Annotated in this window: 16 protein-coding genes; 11 read left to right on the plus strand and 5 right to left on the minus strand. The window is 48.4% G+C overall.

From position 1 onward, the window contains the following. The first annotated feature begins 172 nt into the window (after window positions 1-172). From IC21_RS00760 to metA, 4 genes are all read left to right on the plus strand, one after another. Window positions 173-1,033 (plus strand): CvfB family protein, encoded by an 861-nt coding sequence (locus IC21_RS00760; RefSeq protein WP_029142740.1) that lies wholly within the window; start codon window positions 173-175, stop codon window positions 1,031-1,033. After that, window positions 1,033-1,428, plus strand: a complete 396-nt coding sequence (gloA2, locus tag IC21_RS00765) for an SMU1112c/YaeR family gloxylase I-like metalloprotein (protein WP_029142739.1) — start codon at window positions 1,033-1,035, stop codon at window positions 1,426-1,428. Before IC21_RS00760 ends, gloA2 begins: the two co-directional genes overlap by 1 nt. Before the next feature lie 97 nt (window positions 1,429-1,525). Further along, a complete protein-coding gene (gene manA / locus IC21_RS00770) occupies window positions 1,526-2,473 on the plus strand; it encodes a mannose-6-phosphate isomerase, class I (RefSeq protein WP_029142738.1) in 948 nt (315 codons plus the stop codon). A gap of 91 nt (window positions 2,474-2,564) precedes the next feature. Then, window positions 2,565-3,470, plus strand: a complete 906-nt coding sequence (metA, locus tag IC21_RS00775; RefSeq protein WP_019721663.1) for a homoserine O-acetyltransferase MetA — start codon at window positions 2,565-2,567, stop codon at window positions 3,468-3,470. Window positions 3,471-3,567: 97 nt separating this feature from the next. On the opposite strand, the gene IC21_RS00780 is transcribed toward metA, so the two are convergent. Next, a complete protein-coding gene (locus IC21_RS00780; RefSeq protein WP_029142737.1) occupies window positions 3,568-5,046 on the minus strand; it encodes an MDR family MFS transporter in 1,479 nt (492 codons plus the stop codon). A 201-nt stretch (window positions 5,047-5,247) separates the two neighbouring features. On the opposite strand from IC21_RS00780, the gene nagA reads away from it, so the two are divergent. The 3 genes from nagA to IC21_RS00795 all read left to right on the plus strand — a co-directional run bounded on the left by nagA (window position 5,248) and on the right by IC21_RS00795 (window position 8,038). Next, entirely contained in the window at window positions 5,248-6,381 is a 1,134-nt protein-coding gene (nagA, locus tag IC21_RS00785; protein WP_029142736.1) for an N-acetylglucosamine-6-phosphate deacetylase, read from the plus strand. A gap of 225 nt (window positions 6,382-6,606) precedes the next feature. Continuing rightward, window positions 6,607-7,335, plus strand: coding sequence for a glucosamine-6-phosphate deaminase (gene nagB / locus IC21_RS00790; RefSeq protein WP_029142735.1), 729 nt, complete (start codon window positions 6,607-6,609; stop codon window positions 7,333-7,335). After that, window positions 7,328-8,038, plus strand: coding sequence for a GntR family transcriptional regulator (locus IC21_RS00795; RefSeq protein ID WP_013858594.1), 711 nt, complete (start codon window positions 7,328-7,330; stop codon window positions 8,036-8,038). Before nagB ends, IC21_RS00795 begins: the two co-directional genes overlap by 8 nt. Window positions 8,039-8,136: 98 nt before the next feature. Here the strand turns inward: IC21_RS00795 and IC21_RS00800 are convergent, their stop codons facing one another. Then, window positions 8,137-9,399 carry a C40 family peptidase gene (locus IC21_RS00800; RefSeq protein ID WP_029142734.1) on the minus strand — a complete coding sequence of 421 codons (1,263 nt, stop codon included), beginning with the start codon at window positions 9,397-9,399 and terminating at the stop codon, window positions 8,137-8,139. Window positions 9,400-9,865: 466 nt separating this feature from the next. Next, on the minus strand, window positions 9,866-11,368 hold the full coding sequence (locus IC21_RS00810) for a methyl-accepting chemotaxis protein (RefSeq protein ID WP_029142732.1): 1,503 nt from the start codon (window positions 11,366-11,368) through the stop codon (window positions 9,866-9,868). 117 nt (window positions 11,369-11,485) lie between these two features. On the opposite strand from IC21_RS00810, the gene IC21_RS00815 reads away from it, so the two are divergent. Both IC21_RS00815 and IC21_RS00820 read left to right on the plus strand, forming a co-directional pair. Further along, complete coding sequence (locus IC21_RS00815; protein ID WP_029142731.1) at window positions 11,486-13,492, plus strand: penicillin-binding transpeptidase domain-containing protein; 2,007 nt, start codon at window positions 11,486-11,488, stop codon at window positions 13,490-13,492. Window positions 13,493-13,983: 491 nt separating this feature from the next. After that, window positions 13,984-15,021, plus strand: a complete 1,038-nt coding sequence (locus IC21_RS00820; RefSeq protein ID WP_013858600.1) for a glycosyltransferase family 4 protein — start codon at window positions 13,984-13,986, stop codon at window positions 15,019-15,021. A 311-nt stretch (window positions 15,022-15,332) separates the two neighbouring features. On the opposite strand, the gene IC21_RS00825 is transcribed toward IC21_RS00820, so the two are convergent. Beyond that, the gene (locus IC21_RS00825) at window positions 15,333-15,971 is read right to left on the minus strand and encodes a YigZ family protein (protein ID WP_013858601.1); all 639 of its coding nucleotides are present in this window, start codon (window positions 15,969-15,971) and stop codon (window positions 15,333-15,335) included. 272 nt (window positions 15,972-16,243) lie between these two features. Here IC21_RS00825 and IC21_RS00830 point away from each other — a divergent pair, with 272 nt between their 5' ends. Both IC21_RS00830 and IC21_RS00835 read left to right on the plus strand, forming a co-directional pair. Then, a complete protein-coding gene (locus IC21_RS00830) occupies window positions 16,244-17,407 on the plus strand; it encodes a sensor histidine kinase (protein WP_029143125.1) in 1,164 nt (387 codons plus the stop codon). Window positions 17,408-17,409: 2 nt separating this feature from the next. After that, window positions 17,410-18,093, plus strand: a complete 684-nt coding sequence (locus tag IC21_RS00835; RefSeq protein WP_013858603.1) for a response regulator — start codon at window positions 17,410-17,412, stop codon at window positions 18,091-18,093. A 280-nt stretch (window positions 18,094-18,373) separates the two neighbouring features. On the opposite strand, the gene bcaP is transcribed toward IC21_RS00835, so the two are convergent. Further along, window positions 18,374-19,798: a branched-chain amino acid transporter BcaP gene (gene bcaP, locus IC21_RS00845; protein ID WP_035180264.1), complete on the minus strand. Its 1,425-nt coding sequence runs from the start codon at window positions 19,796-19,798 to the stop codon at window positions 18,374-18,376. Window positions 19,799-19,984 lie beyond the last annotated feature (186 nt).

Genomic DNA, 19,984 nt, shown 5'->3' on the forward strand with positions numbered 1-19,984 from the left:
TTGAAGCTCTGGACACCTCGTATCATACCAGGGGGGCTCTTTTTTGTGCAAACCTCAAATTTCCTTCATTACAGGAATGCTCCTTGTTCAAAATAAAATCATGTTTTCCGCCGATCAATGTTATAATTACCTATTATGAAGCAAACGATTTACGGAGGAGGAAACTGCTGCAATGGATTTAACACCAGGAACCGTTGCCGAACTTACGGTGGTGCGGGAAGCGCCGTTCGGTTATTTTTTATCTAACGGGACAGAAGACGTGCTCCTGCATCACCGGGATATTACGGAACCCTTTGATCCGGAAGCGGTGCAAACCGTCTTTCTATATCAGGACCATCAGGGGAGGTTGGCCGCGACAAACGTGATTCCAGACATCCGGCTGGGGACATCCGGCTGGGCGGAAGTTGCCGGCACCAAAGAAAAACTTGGCGTTTTCGTTTCGATCGGCATTCACAAAGATATGCTTCTTTCTGTTGATGACCTGCCCCCGATCCGCTCGCTCTGGCCGGAAAAAGGCGATCATTTATACATTACCCTTGATCTTGACAAACATGGGCGATTATTCGCAAAATTAGCCGGGGAAAACATAGTCAGGGATTTAGCGAAAAAAGCCGGCAGGGAAATGTGGAACAAAGATGTCACCGGGCATGTGTTCCGGCTGGCAAAAGCGGGTTCGACCATCATCACAGATGACGGCTATATCGGTTTTATCCATGAATCGCAGCGCGACGACGAACCGCGCCTCGGGCAGAAAGTGGAAGGCCGCGTCATTGATGTAAAAGAGGACGGGACGCTGAATATCTCGCTTTTAGGGCGCGCTTATGAAGTATTGGATAAAGATGCGGAAAATATCCTTGCCTATATGGATTCGCGCGGCGGAAAAATGCCGTATTGGGATAAAAGCATGCCGGAAGAGATTCAGGAGCGGTTTGGCATCAGCAAAGCGGCGTTTAAACGTGCGCTCGGCCGTTTGATGAAAAACGGCACCGTCTACCAGCAAGAAGGCTGGACATACCGGAAGGAGGGGAAATAATGGCAGTTCCAAGGTTGAAACGCATTCACCATATTGCCATCATTTGTTCCGATTATGCAAAATCAAAGCATTTTTATGTGGATTGCCTCGGTTTGGAGCCGGTGCGGGAAGTATACAGGAAAGAACGTGATTCCTACAAACTGGATCTTTCGGTCGGCAGCGTATATCAGATCGAACTGTTTTCCTTTCCGGATCCGCCCGCGCGCCCGACATTCCCGGAAGCTGCGGGCTTGCGGCATCTTGCATTTGAAACGGACGATGTAGAAGCGGATAAAAAGCGGCTTGAAGAAATGGGCATTCAAGTAGAAGAAATCCGCATTGACCCGCTTACAGAGAAAAAATTCACCTTTTTCCAGGATCCCGACGGCCTTCCGATCGAATTGTATGAAATCTGACGGCGCGGCTGCAGGAGCGGTATGCTATAATGAAAAGGACTGAAAATGCTTTGTTCATATTTGAGCAAAGGATTGCCTTTCAAGGAGGAAAATTTGTATGACCGAGCCTTTATTTCTTGAACCGGTTTTTAAAGAAAGAATTTGGGGAGGCACCGCGCTGAGGGACCGGTTCGGTTACCGCATCCCGTCTGACCATACAGGGGAGTGCTGGGCCATTTCCGGCCATCCGAACGGCCCGTCAACTGTAAAAAACGGCGAATTTGCCGGCAAAACGCTGATGGAACTGTGGGAAGAAAGGCGTGACGTATTCGGCGGAATGTCTGGAAAAGGATTCCCGCTCCTGACAAAAATCCTCGATGCAAATGCAGATTTATCGGTCCAGGTTCATCCGGACGATGCATACGCCAATGAACACGAAAATGGAGAACTCGGCAAAACGGAATGCTGGTACATCATTGACTGCAAAAAAGGCGCACAGCTCGTTTACGGGCATCATGCCAAAACGAAAGAAGAATTTGTCCGCCTGGTTGAAGAAGGAAAATGGGACAGCCTGCTGCGCAAAGTGCCGATTCACCCGGGGGACTTTTTCTATGTGCCAAGCGGGACGATTCATGCGCTTTGCGAAGGGACACTTGTGCTCGAAACGCAGCAAAGCAGTGATACAACGTACCGCGTTTATGACTACGACCGGACGGATGCTGCCGGCAACAAACGCGAACTGCATTTGCAAAAAGCGATTGATGTTACGATGATACCGCACCGGGATGCCGCAGTCCGCCCCCGTACGGAAGAAAAACCGGGCGTTACCATCACAACGTTTGCGAAGGAAGCCTTTTTCTCTGTATATAAATGGGATGTAGAAGGGACCGCACTTTTTACGCAAAACGAACCGTTCGAACTGGCCAGTGTGCTTGACGGGGAAGGGGCCATGAAAGCCGGCGGAAAAACTTATCCGCTTGAAAAAGGGATGCATTTTTTGCTTCCGTCCGGATTTGGCAATTTTGAACTGGAAGGCCGTCTGACGCTGATCGTATCCCATCCGTAAAATGTCTGTCTATCAAGAATATTGCAGCAAACGGCAGAAAACCGATATAATGAAAAATACATGACAACTGAGTATGGGGGAGACGTTGAAAATGCCAATCAATATACCGAAAGATTTACCTGCCGGAGAGCTGCTGAGACAAGAGAAAATTTTTGTGATGGATGAGGACAGGGCGAGAACGCAGGATATCCGTCCGCTGAATATATTAATCTTAAATTTAATGCCGGAAAAAGAAAAAACGGAGTTGCAGCTGCTGCGCCTCCTCGGCAATACGCCGTTGCAGGTCAACATCACTTTTCTCCGGACGTCGACTTACCAATCCAAAAACGTCAGCAGCTACCATTTAGAACATTTTTACACGGTTTTTGACGAAGTGAAAGGCCGCCGTTTTGACGGGATGATTATTACCGGCGCCCCAGTTGAAAAAATGGACTTCGAAGCGGTGGATTATTGGGACGAGCTGAAGAAAATCATGGATTGGACCAAAACCAATGTCACGTCGACATTACATATTTGCTGGGGTGCGCAGGCTGCATTGTATTACCATTATGGCATTGAGAAGTACGAACTGCCGGAAAAGTGTTTCGGCATTTTCAAACACCGCTTGTTTTTGCCGATGGTTAAGCTGGTCCGCGGATTTGATGAGGTTTTTAACGCGCCCCATTCCCGTTATACGGATGTTGCGCGCGCAGCCATTGAAAACCATCCGGAACTTCAGCTCGTTTCCATATCGGAAGAGGGCGCGCCGTTCATTGTAATGGATGAAAACGGGAAAAATATTATGATCACCGGCCATTTGGAATATGATGCAACAACCCTCGCTGATGAATATGTGCGCGATCAGCAAAAGGGGCTTGGCACCGCCCTCCCGAAAAATTATTTTCCGAATAACGATGCCAATGAGAGGCCGCTCCATACGTGGCGCTCGCACAGCTATTTGCTGTTTTCCAACTGGCTGAACTATTATGTATATCAGGAAACACCGTATCAATGGTAAACAAAGGGCTGTCCCGCAAACAGGGGCGGCTTTTTTTAAAATCCGCAACTGCCCTGCCGGAATCATCTGAAAAACAAAAAAGAGGCAGCCCCGCGTATCAGGACAGCCCCTTTTTCCCTTCCGCTTTCGGAACCGCGAAAGAGAGAAGAAAACAAACAAGTGAAATTACGGCAAGCAGGATGAAAATCGAATGAATGCCTGAAAAAAGCACATGCCGCAGCCATTCGCGCGCTGCTTCCGAAAATCGGCCCGCGCTTTCCGGATTGATCAGCCTGTTCAGCGAATTCGTCGTAAACCCGCCCGGATTGCCTTTCGCAAGTTCCCCGGCAATCTTTGCATTAAAATACGTACCGAATACAGCGGAACCGGCCGACTGCCCCAGATTCCGGAAAAATGTATTCGATGCCGTCGCCGCCCCGCGCAATGACCAGTCCACCGCCGACTGCACCGAAACGAGCGAGATCGTCATGACAATCCCAAATCCGAATCCGGAAATGGCGGAGAAAACGTAAAAACTCCATTCCTGCGTTCCCAATGAAAACAGGCTGAGCCAGACTGTGCTTCCCAAAATGAAGGCCATTCCCGTTAAAAACGCCAAACGGTCCCCGTATTTGAGCTGAAGCCTTCCGCCGGCAAAAGAGCCGAGCATCCACAGGACGGGGCTCGGTGCCAGCATGAGCCCGGATAGCGTTGCGCCATGCCCTTCAAGCCCTTGGATCCACATCGGAATATAAACGTTAATCCCCATCAGAACGGCACTGCCCAAAAAACAAACCAGATTTGAAACCGAAATGGCCCGGATGTGGAACAACGAAAGCGGCATTAATGGATCCGGATGCCGGTATTCAATCAAAATGAATAAACCAAGGAGAATGACACTGCCTGCTAACAATCCCAAGATCACCGGGTTTCCCCAGTCGTTTGTATCCCCGCCTTTTTGCAGGGCGTAAAGCAATGCGAGCATCCCGGCGGAAAAGGTGGCAGCCCCCCATACATCAATCGCATTTTCCGTTTTTTCCACCCGCTCATGTAAAAACAGGATGACCATCAAAACGGAAATCGAGCCAAACGGGAGATTGATGAAAAAGATCCAGTGCCAGGTGAGCTCGTCGACAAAGAAACCGCCGAAAAGAGGCCCGATGACACCGGCAATGCCCCATGCCGCTCCCATAAACCCGAGCATTTTCGCCCGTTTTTCATGCGGATAAATATCGGCAACGATGGTATTCGTAACCGGCATGATCGCCCCGGCCCCGATTCCCTGAATGGCACGGAACACAATCAGTTGCCCCATCGAACCGGCGAGACCGCACAATGTCGAACCGGCAAGGAAAACAATGGTGCCGGCCGTAAAAATTTTTTTGCGGCCGTACAAATCCGCAAGCTTCCCAAAAATTGGAACCGTTACCGCGGAAGTGAGCAAGTAAATGGCAAATACCCAGTTCATCACGCCGATCCCTTTCAGATCGCTTACAATCCGCGGCATCGCGGTGCTGACAATGGTTCCCTCAATGGCTGTTAAAAAGGTGGCCACAAACAAAGCAATCGTGACCGCCTTGATATTGGTTTGCTTCATAAAAAATCCTCCATGATTTGTTCGTTCTGCACTTTTTCTAGTATATCTCAACTTACCGCGGAAAAATAGATTTACAGACAATCAGGAAAGAACCTGTATAAAAAGAAATCCTTTCTCCATAATAAAGATTGACAACTGAAACACAATAAATGATAATTGGTATAGACAACTATATAAATTTTAAAAAAGAGGTGTTTTCCGTTGGCGGAAAAAGTGCTGATTCACAGCAATCTTTATACAGGAAATGAACATATTGCAGACGGATTTATCCGGTTTACAGATAAAATCATTGAAACCGGCAAAATGGCAGATTACCGGCCGAAAGCAGGAGAAGAAGTGATCGACGGGAAAGGGATGACAGCCATCCCGGGCATGATTGATGTCCATATCCACGGCGGTTATGGCATTGATGCGATGGATGCCGATCCGGAGGCGCTCGTTACATTAAGCCAAAAATTGCGGAAGGAAGGTGTAACTTCCTTTTTCGCAACAACGATGACCCAGGATTACGGAAAAATCGAAGCCGCCTTGCGTGCCGTGAAAGCGGCAAAAGAAAAAGGGGGCACAACGATCGAAGGGATTCATCTCGAAGGGCCGTTTGTTTCAAAAAAAAGAGCGGGGGCCCAGCCGCTTGAATATATCAAGGCGCCGGATACGGAACTGTTTTTAAGATGGGTTGAAGCTTCCGGGAATCTTATTAAGCTCGTCACCTACGCCCCAGAAAATGAAGGTGCACGGGAATTTGAAAATGTGATGATTGAACGCGGCATCGTGCCTTCCATGGGCCATTCAGATGCCGTCCGTGCTGAACTGTTACAAAGCAAGGCAACCCATGCGACCCATCTTTATAATGCCATGCGCGGCCTGCACCACCGCGAGCCCGGCGTTGCAGGGCATGCGTTGCTGTCACCTTATGTACAAGTGGAACTGATTGCTGACGGCCTCCATGTGCACCCGGATATGGTGAAGTTCACGTATGAAATAAAGGGGCCGGAAAAAATCTCCGTCATTACCGATGCGATGCGGGCGAAAGGATTGCCGGACGGGGAGTCGGAGCTCGGCGGCCAGAAAGTGCTGGTGAAAAACGGGGAAGCCCGGCTTGAAAATGGTGCGCTTGCCGGCAGCATCTTAAAGATGGACGATGCGTTCCGCAACATCATGAAATTTACCGGCTGCTCCATTTCGGAAGCGGTACAGATGACTTCCGTGAACCAGGCGCGCGAGTTCGGCCTCACGCAAAAAGGAAGCCTGGCAGCTGGTAAAGATGCCGATTTCGTACTGCTGGATGAACAATGGCAAGTCAAAACAACATACCATCTTGGAGAGCAGGGATAACGCGCATAAACTGTTGCCAACCACAGGCGTGCGGGTTCGGTCCCGGCTAAAACTGGAAAGATGCCGATTTTGTCCCGCTGGATGCACCATGGCACGTTAAACTAACGTATCATTTTGGAAAGCGGGATAACACGCAACCTGCTGTGGACCATGCGTGTAAGAAATGTGTCTGATGGCCAGGAAAGACAGATTAAAAAACGATGATCTTGGAAAGCGGGGATAAAAATGAACGTGGAAATTTTTAAAACAAGCGATGAAGCAGCAAAATACGCCTATGAACTGATCGAAAAAGGGATCCGGGAAGGGCAAATCCGCACGCTCGGGCTTGCGACAGGGGGCACGCCGCTGAAACTGTATGCGTACATGCGGAATGCCGGACTGGACGTTTCAAATGTCACCACCGTCAATCTTGATGAATATGTGGGCCTCAAAGATACAGATGAACACAGCTACCACTATTACATGGAAAAAGAACTGTTTTCGCATATGAATTTTAAACAATCGTATCTGCCTGATGGAACGGCAGAAGACCTCGAAGAAGAATGCGCGCGGTATGAAAGAATTTTAAAATTGCATCCGGTCGACCTGCAAGTGCTCGGCATCGGTAAAAATGGGCACATCGGCTTTAATGAACCGGGCACTTCCTTCCATTCCAGAACGCATATTGTCGAACTGACCGAATCGACGCGGGAAGCAAACCGGCGCTTTTTCGAAAGAGAAGAAGATGTGCCGGACCGCGCCCTTTCGATGGGGATTGCTTCGATTATGGACGCGAAAAAAATCGTTCTGCTGGCATTCGGCAAAAGCAAAGCTGAAGCAGTCCGCAGCATGATCAAAGGGCCGGTGGACGAAGCCTGCCCGGCATCCGTTCTGCAAATGCATCCGGATGTCGTTGTCGTTGCTGATGCAGATGCCGCTTCTTTGCTGGAGGATGCCGGAAAGCGCCATGATTGACAAAACCTCCCCGATCCCGATTTACTTTCAAATTCAGGAAGAAATCCGGAAGAAAATTAGGGAGAGGGAATGGAAAACAGGTGAAGCCATTCCGTCTGAACGGGTACTAAGCGAACTTTTTGAAGTGAGCAGAATGACAGTCCGCCAGGCGGTACAAGGTTTGGTGGATGAAGGCATTTTAATGAGAAAACGGGGAAGCGGCACGTTTGTCAGCGAACATAAGGTGGAGCAGCCTTTGGAAGGGCGGATGAGTTTTACGCGGCTGATGGAAGAGCGCGGGATGAAAGCTTCGAATAAAATCGTGGCGTTTCTGGAAAGGGAAGCCTCCGTGCAGGAAATGGAGGCACTCGCGCTGGAAGAGCCGGAACACGTTCTCCATATCGAGCGGCTCCGTTACGGGGATGAGATCCCGATTGTATTCGAATCGATCATCACCCCGGCAAGGATTTCGGCAGGGCTTACGGAAGAGAAATTAAACCGTTCTTTCTACCAGTTTCTCGAACGCGAAAAGGGATTGCGGCTCGGAAAAGGGGTCCAGACAATTGAAGCCGTTGCGGCGAGCGCACGGCTGGCAAAACTGTTAAAAGTGGCCCCAGGTTCGCCGGTGCTGTCCATTGAACGCGTAACTTCGCTTTCGGATGGCACGCCGTTTGAATATGTCAAAGCGCAATACGCCGGCAGCCGCTTTAAATTTTATATGTAGGAAGGGTCAAACAGGTCATGCCGGGGCAAGCCGGTACAGATGCAAAAAAAACCGCGGAATCTTCCGCGGTTTTTTAGTTCAATTTATAGAACGGCAAATTAATACAAACGTTTATAGCTGTCAAAATGGGATTTCCAGTAATTGTAGCTGACAGAAGAAACTGACACGCCATCGGAATTCGCGGCGATAAACCGGCCGCCGCCGAGATAGATACCAACATGCGTGATCGCGCTCGGATTGGTTCCGTACGTGCCTTCAAAGAAGACAAGATCTCCCGGTTTCGGGCTGCTCACATAGTAAGAACGGTTATAAAGGCCTGCTGCAGTCGTACGGGAAATATCGTACCCGGCTTTTTTATATACATAACAGATAAAGCCGCTGCAGTCAAATCCGGACGGGCTCGTGCCGCCCCAAACATACGGTGTGCCGATTAAGCTGTTCGCAATGCTGATCAAAGACGATACAGAATGGCTACTGCCTGAAGTGGTATCGCCCGCTGTGACCGATGTGGAAGAACCGGACGGGCTGCCGGTTACTTTCAGCTTCTGGCCGGCATAAATCAAGTCGGAGCTCAGATTGTTCAAAGATTTGAGCTTGCTGACGGCGATCCCGTACTGTTTGCTGATGCCGGATAACGTGTCTCCGCTTTTAACCGTGTATGTAGCTGTAGCCGTGGAGCCGGAACTGCCTGAATTTGCAGTACCTGCCGTTCCCGATGTGGAAGAACCGGACGGGCTGCTGCCGGTTACTTTCAGCTTCTGGCCGGCAAAAATCAAATCGGAACTCAAATTGTTCAAAGATTTGAGCTTGCTGACGGATGTCCCAAACTGTTTGCTGATGCCGGATAATGTGTCTCCGCTTTTTACTGTGTATGTAGTCGTGGAACTCGAACTGCCAGCTGGACGCGGACTGCTGCTTGGACTGCTGCTTGAACTGGACGGGGTATCGGAACCTGCCCCTTTGGAAATGGCTAATACGTCACCGGGATAGATCAGCGATGAAGAGAGTTTGTTCCAGCTTATTAAGTTTGAAACCGATATGCCGTGGTTTAAGGCAATCGCGCTTAATGTATCCCCCGATTTGACCGTGTACGTTTTGGCAGAAGAGGATGGGGCCGAAACAGAACGGGCCGAAGCTTTTGCCTGGAACGCCGAAACGTTCAGCACCTGGTTCGGGTAAATCGTGTCGGATGCCAAATGGTTGGTTGATTTCAATGCACCGACGGACGTATTATACTTCTTTGCAATTTTCCAGAGGGAATCCCCTTTTTTGACTTTATATGTCTGGGCAAATGCCTGCGATGTAAACGAAGTGGCCAGAATGGTTGTAGCGGCAACAGAAAAGATTGTTTTCTTTCTCACACTCGTGTAACCTCCATTTATATTTTTATCTCTCTATTTATCATTCTATCAAAATTTTTTCACAATGGTACCCCATTTCGGCATTTTATAGGAAAAGATTGCACTTTTTTCCAATGAAAGCGGCGCAAAACAGCGAAATGGAGCAGATGGTGCTACTGGGAATGGATGGATTTACCATTTTGGTCAAACAGCGGGGCCGCTGGTCAAAATGCCTATCCCTCACGCGGGGCTCCCCTGTAAAACCCGGGCGGCCGTTTTCCGCATTTGCCGGAAAAGGAAAAACCGGCAATTGTTTGCGTTTTTCCTTTTCCGGCAAAACCCGCGGCTGTATGCGCATGCGCAAAATGTAAAACCCGGAAAACGGTGCAAACAAATTTACCCTGGAAGCGGCCGTACACGCATGCGCGGAAAGGAAAACCAGGACCGGGATATGTTCTGCTTGTCCGGAAAAACGGCAGGCCGTCTGCTAAATGATTTGATCGGCAAACTTTTTCTGCATTTTTTCGGTTTTTGCCCGGAACTGCTCCGCCTGGACAGCCGCTTCGTTGAGCGTTTCTGCGATCGTATGGTGGTCATTCGTTAAGCTTTCAATCGTGGCTGACATTTCTTCCAGGCTGGCAGAGGTTTCTTGAATGATGGCCGCGAGTTCGCTTGATGCGCCTTCCACGCCATGCGCCTTTTCGGTCACTTTTTTGGATAACGTATCGAATTCTTTAAACTTCTCAACCTGCCCGTTTAAAGTTTTTAATAGTTTACGGAAATAGGTCGTTACATTTTGGCTTGATTCCGCTGTCGTCAAAATTTGCGTGCTGCTTAATTCCAGCTTATCCCGTGCCGCCGCGTTGCTTTGATTCAAATCAGCCAAATTATGGTTAATTTTTTCGGTTGTCTCGTGTGTCGTTTCCGCAAGGCGCCGGATTTCATCGGCAACAATCGAAAACCCGCGGCCCGCTTCCCCGGCGCGTGCCGCTTCAATCGAAGCATTCAGCGCAAGCAGGTTCGTCTGTTCCGTAATTTGTTTGATGCTGTCGGTAAACGTATTCGTTTCTTCCACTTTTTGCGTTAACACTGTAAATGTGTTGTTCAACTCCATTATCGTATCTACCACATCACTGATTTCAAGCGTTAAATTTTCCACCGCCTTTTCCCCGGCTTTTGCCGTTTCCTGTGCTTCAAGTGATTCGTTTGTCAGTTCACCGGACATTTGTGTTAAAAATTCCATCGATTGCACCGTATCCCCGGCGTGTCCGGCAATTTGCGCAATCTGCTCACTTTGGGTTACACTGCCTTTAGAGATTTCATGAACGGCGGATTTCATTTCGTTCTGGGCGTGCAAATTGGTCTGGATATTGTCGTTCACATTGGAAACGCGGTCAATGATTGCTGCCATTTCCTGCCGGTAAGCCGCGCCTTGGTCTTCCATGGTTTGAATCGTTTTCTTTATGGATAAAAGAAAAGAATCCATCAAATTTTGATGCAGGTAGATCATGGCGTATAATAAAATTGCGGTTAAAATATAGCAGAGCACAGCGGTCGGGACCAGGTTGTGAATGAGGCCCGCATCGGCGGCCGGCAGCCAGTAGCTGGCAAGAAATCCGGCAATGCCAAGGCCGGCTCCGATAAAGAAAAGGACATTTTCAAACTGCAATGCCGCATAAGCAAGCAGAAAGAAAAACAAAATATTTACGGAGAAGCTGTTTTGGACAAAAAGGATGGCATATATTCTGAACAAATAAGAAATGATGACGCTCGCATAAGAAAACAGGCGGAATTTTTTCATGGCGCGCCCGAGTGCAAAATACAGGGCCAGAAGAACAACAATTTCCACTCCGTACAGGACAGCCATTCCGGCCTCTTGTTTGTACAGATAGGCTGCAAAAATGACGAGCAGGGCAACAAGCAAGGTAATAAACATCAGAAGGCTTTTTTTGCGCATGTTGTCTGCTTTTAACTGTGTAATGGTGTCCACGTTCTTACCTCCAAATCTAGTTCTTCTTATCTAATACAAATGTAACACAAAAACCGGCAAACTTCTCCATTTTTTTCTCAAAAGTTGGAAGCTTGCCGGTATCAGGGAGGAGATTTTTTGAGGAAATATGTATTCGTAGTTGCTTTGCTGCTGGGGGTTTTTGCGGCCCTTGCCGGTTGCGAAAAAACGCCGACACCGAATGAACGCCTTGCAGATTATGTAAAAGCGTGGGAGCAGGAAAAATTTGCGGAAATGTACCAAAGTTATGTATCGGCTTCCACAAAGAAAACGTATGCGAAAAAAGAGGTGGCGGACCGGTACAAAAAAGTGTACGGGGACTTGAATGTTTCAGATTTAAATGTTTCATACAAACCGTTGGATAAAGACGCCTATAAAAACAAAGAGAAAGTTACCGTACCGGTCAAAATTTCGTTCCAAACCTCAGCCGGAAAAGTCGCCTACAAGGATAAAGTGGCGCTTGTAAAGGAAAAACGGGACAAAAAAGAAAACTGGTATGTTGATTGGAAGCCGGATCTCATTCTCCCGCATTTGGCCAAAGGGGATACGATTAAAGTGTCCGAACAAAACGCTGTCCGCGGGGAAATTTTGGACCGGAACGGAAAAGCATTGGCCCAAAACGGCAGCGTGTACCAAATTGGCGTCATTCCGGAACAATTGAAAGGGGATAAACAAGCGGATATGCAAAAAGCTGCCGACCTGCTTGGCATGCCAGCAGATGAAATCAAACAAAAACTGGACGAGGACTGGGTGCAGCCTCATTTGTTTGTCCCATTAAAAAAAGTCCCAATGGAGAAGAAGGATCTCGTAAAAAAAGTCACATCCATCCCGGGCTTTTCTTCGCAAACGGTTGATGCCCGCGTTTATCCTTACGGGAAAGCCGCTGCGCATTTAACCGGCTATATCGGTGCCATCACTGGCGAAGAACTGAAAAAGCTGGAAAAGAAAGGCTATACTGCTGAGAGTGTAATCGGCAAGCGCGGGCTCGAACAGTTGTATGACCAAAAGCTCCGCGGCCGGGCAGGTGAAAAGATTTACATTGAGAAGCAGGACGGAAGCACCTACACCGTTGCTGAACAAAAAGTAAAAAACGGCGAAAATATCAAAGTCACAATCGATGCCGAATTGCAAAAGAAAATTTACAATCAAATGAAGGGGGATGCCGGCACGGCCGCGGCCATCCAGCCGAAAACGGGTGATGTGCTTGCCCTTGTAAGCACGCCTGCTTTTGACCCGAATGATTTTATTTCAGGCATGTCTTCTTCCACTTACACGAAGCTTGAAAAAGATCCGGGTAAGCCGCTCATTAACCGGTTTGCCCTTACGTATGCGCCGGGTTCAACGATCAAGCCGGTCACAGCTGCCATTGCGCTTGATACCGGGACTACAACAGCCGCGGCAACAAAAACGATTACAGGGACTTCATGGCAAAAGAGCGCTGACTGGGGCAGCTATAAAGTGACCCGCGTCCACGCCAACAACAGCCCGGAAAACATGGAAAAAGCGCTAGTGTTATCCGATAATATCTTTTTCGCCCAAACCGCGCTTGATATCGGGGCGGACAAATTTGCAAAAGGCCTGAAGGGTTTCGGATTCGGGGAAGACATTCCGTTTGCGTATCCGTTAAAGGCATCGCAAATTTCGTCCACCGGCAAGTTCAGCAGCGACATCCAGCTTGCGGACACAGGTTACGGCCAGGGGCAGATGCAAATGAATATTCTCCATCTCGCCATCAGCTACACGCCGTTTTTAAATAGCGGCGATGAGCTGAAGCCAAATTTGCTTGCGGGTGAAAAAACAAAAGTTTGGAAACATGCTGTCAGCAGCAAAACTAGCGGGGAGATTTCCGGCATGCTCCGCCAGGTTGTTGCGGATCCGTCCGGCACGGCGCACGCTGCCAATATCTCCGGGGCGCAGCTTGCGGGAAAAACGGGCACCGCTGAACTGAAAAAGAGCCAAAAAGACCAAAACGGCAAAGAAAACGGCTTTTTCGTCGTATATGACGAGAAAAACCCGAATATGCTTGTTGCGATGCTGATTGAAGATGTTAAACACCGCGGCGGCAGCGGGCTTGTCGTGAATAAAGCCGTAAATCTGTTTCGATAAGTAAAATTTGCAACGGCCATCCGGCCATCCCCCTGCAGAAAACGGTAAAGCTCAATTCCGGCACAAAAAGCAGTATTCCGGGGAGCGGCACGGATGCCCGTGTGGCCGCTAAAAAGGCCTGTTTTTAGATGCCGGCCGCTTCGCTTAAACAACGCGATTCTTGTTCCAAGGGCATCCTGACGCTAAAATGGCCAGGGATGCCCTTTTTTGCAGTTTTTTGGGCACGGCAAAAAACCGCTGGCGGCCATCCCACTGCGAAAAAAAGCATGAAAAATAGTAGATTCGCTCAAATGATAGTGGATAAATTGTCGGAGAACAATTATAATGATTACAGTGAATTTCGGGTAAATATTTTTTTAAGCTTATGTTAAGAAAGTTAAGGTATGATGTTTTCGAGAAGAAGTGAAACGGTTATCATGCTCAGGCATCGGTGGCGCGTTCACGACCACTTCAATCCTTATTGGTTATGATCAACCAAAGGAGGCAGCACATTGATATTCCTGACCTTGTTTATATGCTTTATGCTCACAATACTCCTGACGCCGCTGATCAAAAAACTGGCGATCCGGATCGGGGCAGTTGACAAGCCGAACCAGCGGAAAGTCCATATGAAAGTCATGCCCCGTTTAGGCGGCCTCGCCATTTATATCAGTTTTATCGCCGGCGTGCTGTTGCTTCAGCCGGACAACCCGCATTCGCTGCCTATTTTGCTCGGCAGCTTGATTATTGTTTTAACGGGCATCATTGATGATATAAGAGAGCTGTCGCCGCGCGTCAAACTCATGGGCCAGCTGGCAGCCGCACTGGTTGTCGTTTTAAGCGGCATTCATGTCGAATTCATCAATCTTCCTTTCGGCGGACAGCTGGAATTTGGGATTTTCAGCATCCCGCTGACGATTTTGTGGATTGTCGGCGTCACGAATGCCATCAACTTAATTGACGGATTGGATGGGCTGGCTGCGGGGGTTTCCTCGATTGCACTGCTGACGATTTCCGGCATGGCGATCATTATGGGGGACGCCTATGTGACGGTGCTCGGCCTGATTTTGATGGCCAGTACGATTGCGTTCTTATTTTATAATTTTTATCCGGCAAAGATTTTTATGGGCGATACCGGCGCGCTTTTTCTCGGCTACATGATTTCCGTGCTGTCATTGCTCGGCTTTAAAAATGTAACTTTTATTTCCTTGATTATTCCGGCGCTTATTCTCGGTGTGCCGATTTCGGATACCTTCTTTGCGATTATCCGCCGGCTTGTCCATAAGCAGCCTTTATCGGCCCCGGATAAGTCGCATTTGCACCATTGCCTGCTGCGCCTCGGCTTTTCACACCGCCAAGTCGTGCTGATTATTTATGCGATTGCTGCCATGTTCAGCCTCGCCGCCTTTATCTTCTCGATGGCGACGCTTTGGGGCTCGCTCATTTTTATCGGTGTGATCCTGATTACAATTGAAATTTTCGTTGAAAGCATCGGCCTGGTCGGAAAAGATTATAAGCCGCTGTTAAATTTTATAAAAAACCGGTCATAGCCGTCCGGATCCACCGGGGCCGTTCCCGCAATAAATAATCCGGGGCGGTACCTGCACACAACCGCAACTGGCAGTTTCGGGTTTGCGGTTTTGGCAGCCCCTGGTCATTGTAACGATGATGACGTTCCGGCCGGCTGAAAACCTGTTTTGCAAGTCCCAAATTTTACGTCAATCTGGCTGAGATTTCAGTATCTCCCGCCACGGCCGGTTGTGTCCGGCTCAGCGCTTGTTCAGCCGTTTGCGGTATAAAAAAGCAGAAAGCCGGATGACGGGCTTTCCGCTTCTGCTTTTTCCAATTTGTGCGTTTCTCTTTACCGGGCAACATCCGTTTCCAAATAAAGTTTTTCTCCCTCGGCCACATCCGCCTGCCCGTTCGTTAAATCTGAAATCCACGTTTCAAAAGCATGCTGTTCCCCTTCTTTTACATAAATATCCAGCTCCACCTGCCCGAGGTACCGGATTTCTTTTATTTCATAAGGGGAATGGTGCAGCGCATTCTCGACTTTTCCGAGCCACGTATAATCCAGTTTGACATGGAAAGTGGCGGTAAGCGTCCTTTTGACGATGCCGCATGCGTTGATGCCTTCTGAAGCTGCTTTGCTGTACGCACGGATCAACCCGCCGGCTCCGAGTTTAATCCCGCCGAAATAGCGCGTCACCACGACTGCCGTATCCTTCAAATCCTTCTTTTTCAGCACTTCCAGCATTGGAACGCCCGCTGTGCCGGCCGGTTCGCCGTCATCCGATGCTTTCTGAATGAGATTCTGCTCACCGATCATATAAGCGGAACAGTTGTGATTAGCGTCCCGGTGCTTCTTTTTCACAGAAGCGATAAAACTGAGCGCCTCCTCTTCCGATTCCGCCCGCTTCACATGGGCGATAAACCGTGATTTCTGGATATCTATTTCATGCACAGCCTCGCCTTTGACTGTATAATATTCTTTTAACATTGCAACCTTCCTTTAGCAAAACCTGTTTTTCTCTCATTATAACATGCTTTTGTATGATATAATTTCAGTATATAAGAATATGTTGAAACTGCCGTATATCGGGTCGTGTTTTCCTACGAAAGTACCTGGGAAAATAGTCCTGATATACGGTTATACTTTATTTTCTGATCGTTTACCGGCGGTTTTCGCGCTAAAATAACATTAACCGCGTGTGTGCTGTGGCTTGCCCTGCTTTCGGATAAGCCTTTATTATACCTTTTGGGGGAAGTAAGATGACTTTTAAAACATTCGACTCCAAAGCATTGGATGCGATCCTAGAGAAAATGGTTGCAACAGTTGAAGAAAGCAAACACGAAATTTTTGAAATCGGAGAAAGATGCCGCCAGGATTACGATGCGCTCATCAATGAGCTTGAGGAAGTCAAAGCAACAGTGGCTAAAGTCATTGAGCAGACAGACGAGCTGGAAACGAAGTCCAAATTTGCAAGGCGGCGCCTGGCGGAAGTAAGCCAGCATTTCCGGGACTTTTCCGAAAAGCAGGTGCGCGAAGCTTATGAGAAGGCACATACGATCCAAATCCAGCTGTCCATGAACCGGCAGCGCGAACTTCAGCTGCGTGAAAGAAGAAATGAACTGGAACGCAGGCTGTATTCATTAAAGGATACGATTGATCGGGCCAACCATCTCGTCTCGCAAACAACGGTCGTGTTAAATTATTTAACAAGCGACTTGCAAAATATCAGTGAGGCGATTGAAGATGCAAAGCATAAACAGGAATTCGGTTTGCGTGTCATTGAAGCGCAGGAGGAAGAGCGGAAACGTATTTCCCGGGAGATTCACGACGGTCCCGCACAAATGCTGGCCAACATGCTGCTCCGTTCCGACCTGGTGGAAAAAATTTATCATGAAAATGGCATGGAGGAAGCCATTGCTGAAATGCGCACGTTAAAAGAACTGGTGCGCGATTCATTGAAAGAAGTGCGGCGCATTATTTACGATTTGCGGCCGATGGCATTAGACGATCTCGGGCTGATTCCGACGCTAAAAAAATATTTGTCTACGATTGAAAACTATAAAGGGAGCCCGGTTATTACATACAGGCATCTCGGGGAAGAACGAAGGCTTCCGACCAATTATGAAATCGCGCTTTTCCGCCTCATCCAGGAATCTGTCCAAAATGCGTTAAAGCATGCGAAGGCAACAGAAATCCAGGTGAAGTCGGAGCTGAGGAAAAACAGTTTTATCGCGACAGTCAAAGACAACGGCACCGGTTTTGATGTCCGCAGCATTCGCGAAGGGGCTTTTGGCATTGTCGGCATGAGGGAACGAGTCAGCCTTTTAAATGGTGAAATTTCCATCCATTCAAAAAGAGGAGCGGGAACATTGGTGATTATCCAAATCCCGATGCAATTAGACTTGGAAAAGGAGAAAAGGTGACCATGACGGTAAAAATTGCGATTATTGACGACCACCAGTTGTTCCGGGAGGGCGTCAAGCGAATTTTGGAATTTGAAAAAACATTTGAAGTGGTAGCCGAGGGGGAAGACGGCGAGGAGGCGCTCGGCATTATTGAAAAATACCATCCGGATGTTGTCCTGATGGATATCAATATGCCGCACCAAAACGGGGTAGAGGCAACAAGAAAGCTGATCGAGGCCTACCCGGAAACAAAAATTATTATTCTTTCCATTCACGATGATGAATCGTATGTCACTCACGCATTAAAATCGGGCGCAACCGGTTATTTGCTAAAAGAAATGGATTCCGATGCGCTGATTGAAGCCGTGAAGGTGGTTGCTGAAGGCGGCAGTTACCTGCATCCGAAAATTACCCATAATCTCGTGGAAGAGTTCCGCAAATTGTCGAACCGCTATACACCGGGCGGCGCCTATCAGCAGCCGCCGGCAGTTGTCCCGCCGCTGCATTTGCTCACGCCGCGCGAGTGCGAGGTGCTGCAGCTGCTCGCGGACGGAAAAAGCAACCGGGCGATTGGAGATGCTTTATACATAAGTGAAAAAACAGTGAAAAACCATGTAAGCAATATTTTGCAAAAATTAAAAGTAAAAGACCGTACCCAGGCGGTGGTAACCGCCATTAAAAACGGGTGGGTTGAAGTCCGCTAAAACAAGGCCTTGGCCGTACACTTATGTATGTCAAGGCCTTGAATGGCGCACAAAAAGGATCTCCGGTTCGCGTCCGCGCGCCGGAGATCCTTTTTTTAACTATACACCTGTATGCCACCTTCATTTTCCGGTGTTTCATTGTAAAAGGGCAAAAAGCGTTCGTCCGTACGCTTTTTGCCCTCTTTGAAGAAAAATGGCGGCATAATGCAAATGCTATTTTGCTTTTCCGCTGCCCCGCCCGGCATTTTATACAGGTGTTGCTTTCTGCGTTTTTCCTGCTTTAATTTTTAACTGGGTCAGCTGGCGTTCTGCCATCTTTCCAATGCCCGAGTTCACTGTGCCGGTACCCGTATCCGAAATAAATGGCAAGCCCGATGATGAACCATATGAGAAAGCCAATCCAGGTCACTTTCGACAGGTGGACCATTAAATAACCGCAGGCGGCCACTGCCAGTACCGGAATAACCGGGACGAACGGGGTTTTAAAACTGCGCGGGATGTCCGGCCGTGTTTTTCTGAGCACAATAACGCTGATCGAGACAACAATAAAAGCAAACAAAGTGCCGATATTGGTCAATTCTGCAAGCTGGTTCAGCGGAACAACGGCTGAGAAAACCGTTGCCATCAGCCATGTCAAAATGATGCTTCTTGTCGGCGTTTTTGTTTTTTCCGTCAGTTTCGAGATCGATTTTGGAAGCAGGCCGTCGCGGCTGATCGCAAAGAACAGGCGCGTCTGCCCGTACATCATGACAAAGAGAACGGTTGTAATGCCAAGAATCGCACCGAGTGAAACAAAGCCTGCCACCCAATTTTGATGGACAACACGGAGCGCAAACGCAACCGGATCGCCGACATTCAGCTTGGCATACGGAATCATCCCGGTCAGCACTGCGGATACAGCGACATAAAGGACAATGCAAATCGCTAGGGAAGAAATAATCCCGATCGGCATATCCCGTTGCGGGTTGCGAACCTCTTCTGCCGCAGATGAAACGGCATCAAATCCGATGTAAGCGAGGAATGCGGTTGCCGCCCCTTTAATGATGCCGCTAAAGCCATAAGGCATGAAAGGCGTCCAGTTCTCCGGTTTGACATAAAAAATCCCGACGGCGAGGAACAATAAAATGACGCCGATTTTGATGCAGACCATGACATTATTGATTTTGCTCGATTCCTTCACGCCGGTCAACAACACAGCAGACAGGAAGAAAACGACCACAACAGCCATCAGGTCGATATACGAACCCTTGGCCGGATTATAGGCGCCGCTTAAAGCCTGTGGCAAATGGATGCCGAATCCGCGCACCAGATCCTGGAAATAGGCGGACCAGCCGCTCGCTACAACTGAACAGGCCAGGCCGTATTCCAGAATTAAGTCCCATCCAAGCACCCAGGCAAACAACTCGCCAAACGTTGCATAACTGTAAGTGTATGCACTTCCCGAAGCAGGGATCATAGAGGCGAATTCAGCGTAACATAAAGCTGTTAACGCACAGGCAATCCCTGAAAAAATAAAGGACAGAATAATAGCCGGGCCTGCCGCCTGCGCAGCAACGATACCGGTCAAAACAAAAATGCCTGTTCCGATGACTGCCCCTACGCCAAGCATGGTCAAATCAAAGGGGCCAAGGGCTTTTTGCAGGCTCTTTTTTCCGCGGGCCTGCTTAAGCATGTAATCCATTGATTTTTTCCTGAATAATTCCATCTCGAAAATCTCCTTCTATTTGCAGCCAACCCAGTGATGAAGATGTGATCCAATAATTTTGCCAACGGAGAATTTTCAAATATTTTAAATCTGATTGTTACATCTTTTTATCTCTGAGTTGCATGCACCATTTGAGTTACCTTAGACATTCTACAAAATATGACATGATTTGTAAAGGACAGATAA

It is taken from the genome of Heyndrickxia coagulans DSM 1 = ATCC 7050 (assembly GCF_000290615.1).
Lineage (GTDB): Bacteria > Bacillota > Bacilli > Bacillales > Bacillaceae_C > Weizmannia > Weizmannia coagulans.

Bases quoted from the DNA above. Each gene is read 5' to 3' on its own strand.
- gloA2 (WP_029142739.1), top strand. From the start codon at position 1,033: ATGGCAGTTCCAAGGTTGAAACGCATTCACCATATTGCCATCATTTGT.
- metA (WP_019721663.1), top strand. From the start codon at position 2,565: ATGCCAATCAATATACCGAAAGATTTACCTGCCGGAGAGCTGCTGAGA.
- IC21_RS00760 (WP_029142740.1), top strand. From the start codon at position 173: ATGGATTTAACACCAGGAACCGTTGCCGAACTTACGGTGGTGCGGGAA.
- IC21_RS00825 (WP_013858601.1), bottom strand. From the start codon at position 15,971: ATGTTAAAAGAATATTATACAGTCAAAGGCGAGGCTGTGCATGAAATA.
- manA (WP_029142738.1), top strand. From the start codon at position 1,526: ATGACCGAGCCTTTATTTCTTGAACCGGTTTTTAAAGAAAGAATTTGG.
- IC21_RS00835 (WP_013858603.1), top strand. From the start codon at position 17,410: ATGACGGTAAAAATTGCGATTATTGACGACCACCAGTTGTTCCGGGAG.
- IC21_RS00830 (WP_029143125.1), top strand. From the start codon at position 16,244: ATGACTTTTAAAACATTCGACTCCAAAGCATTGGATGCGATCCTAGAG.
- bcaP (WP_035180264.1), bottom strand. From the start codon at position 19,798: ATGGAATTATTCAGGAAAAAATCAATGGATTACATGCTTAAGCAGGCC.
- nagB (WP_029142735.1), top strand. From the start codon at position 6,607: ATGAACGTGGAAATTTTTAAAACAAGCGATGAAGCAGCAAAATACGCC.
- IC21_RS00780 (WP_029142737.1), bottom strand. From the start codon at position 5,046: ATGAAGCAAACCAATATCAAGGCGGTCACGATTGCTTTGTTTGTGGCC.
- IC21_RS00795 (WP_013858594.1), top strand. From the start codon at position 7,328: ATGATTGACAAAACCTCCCCGATCCCGATTTACTTTCAAATTCAGGAA.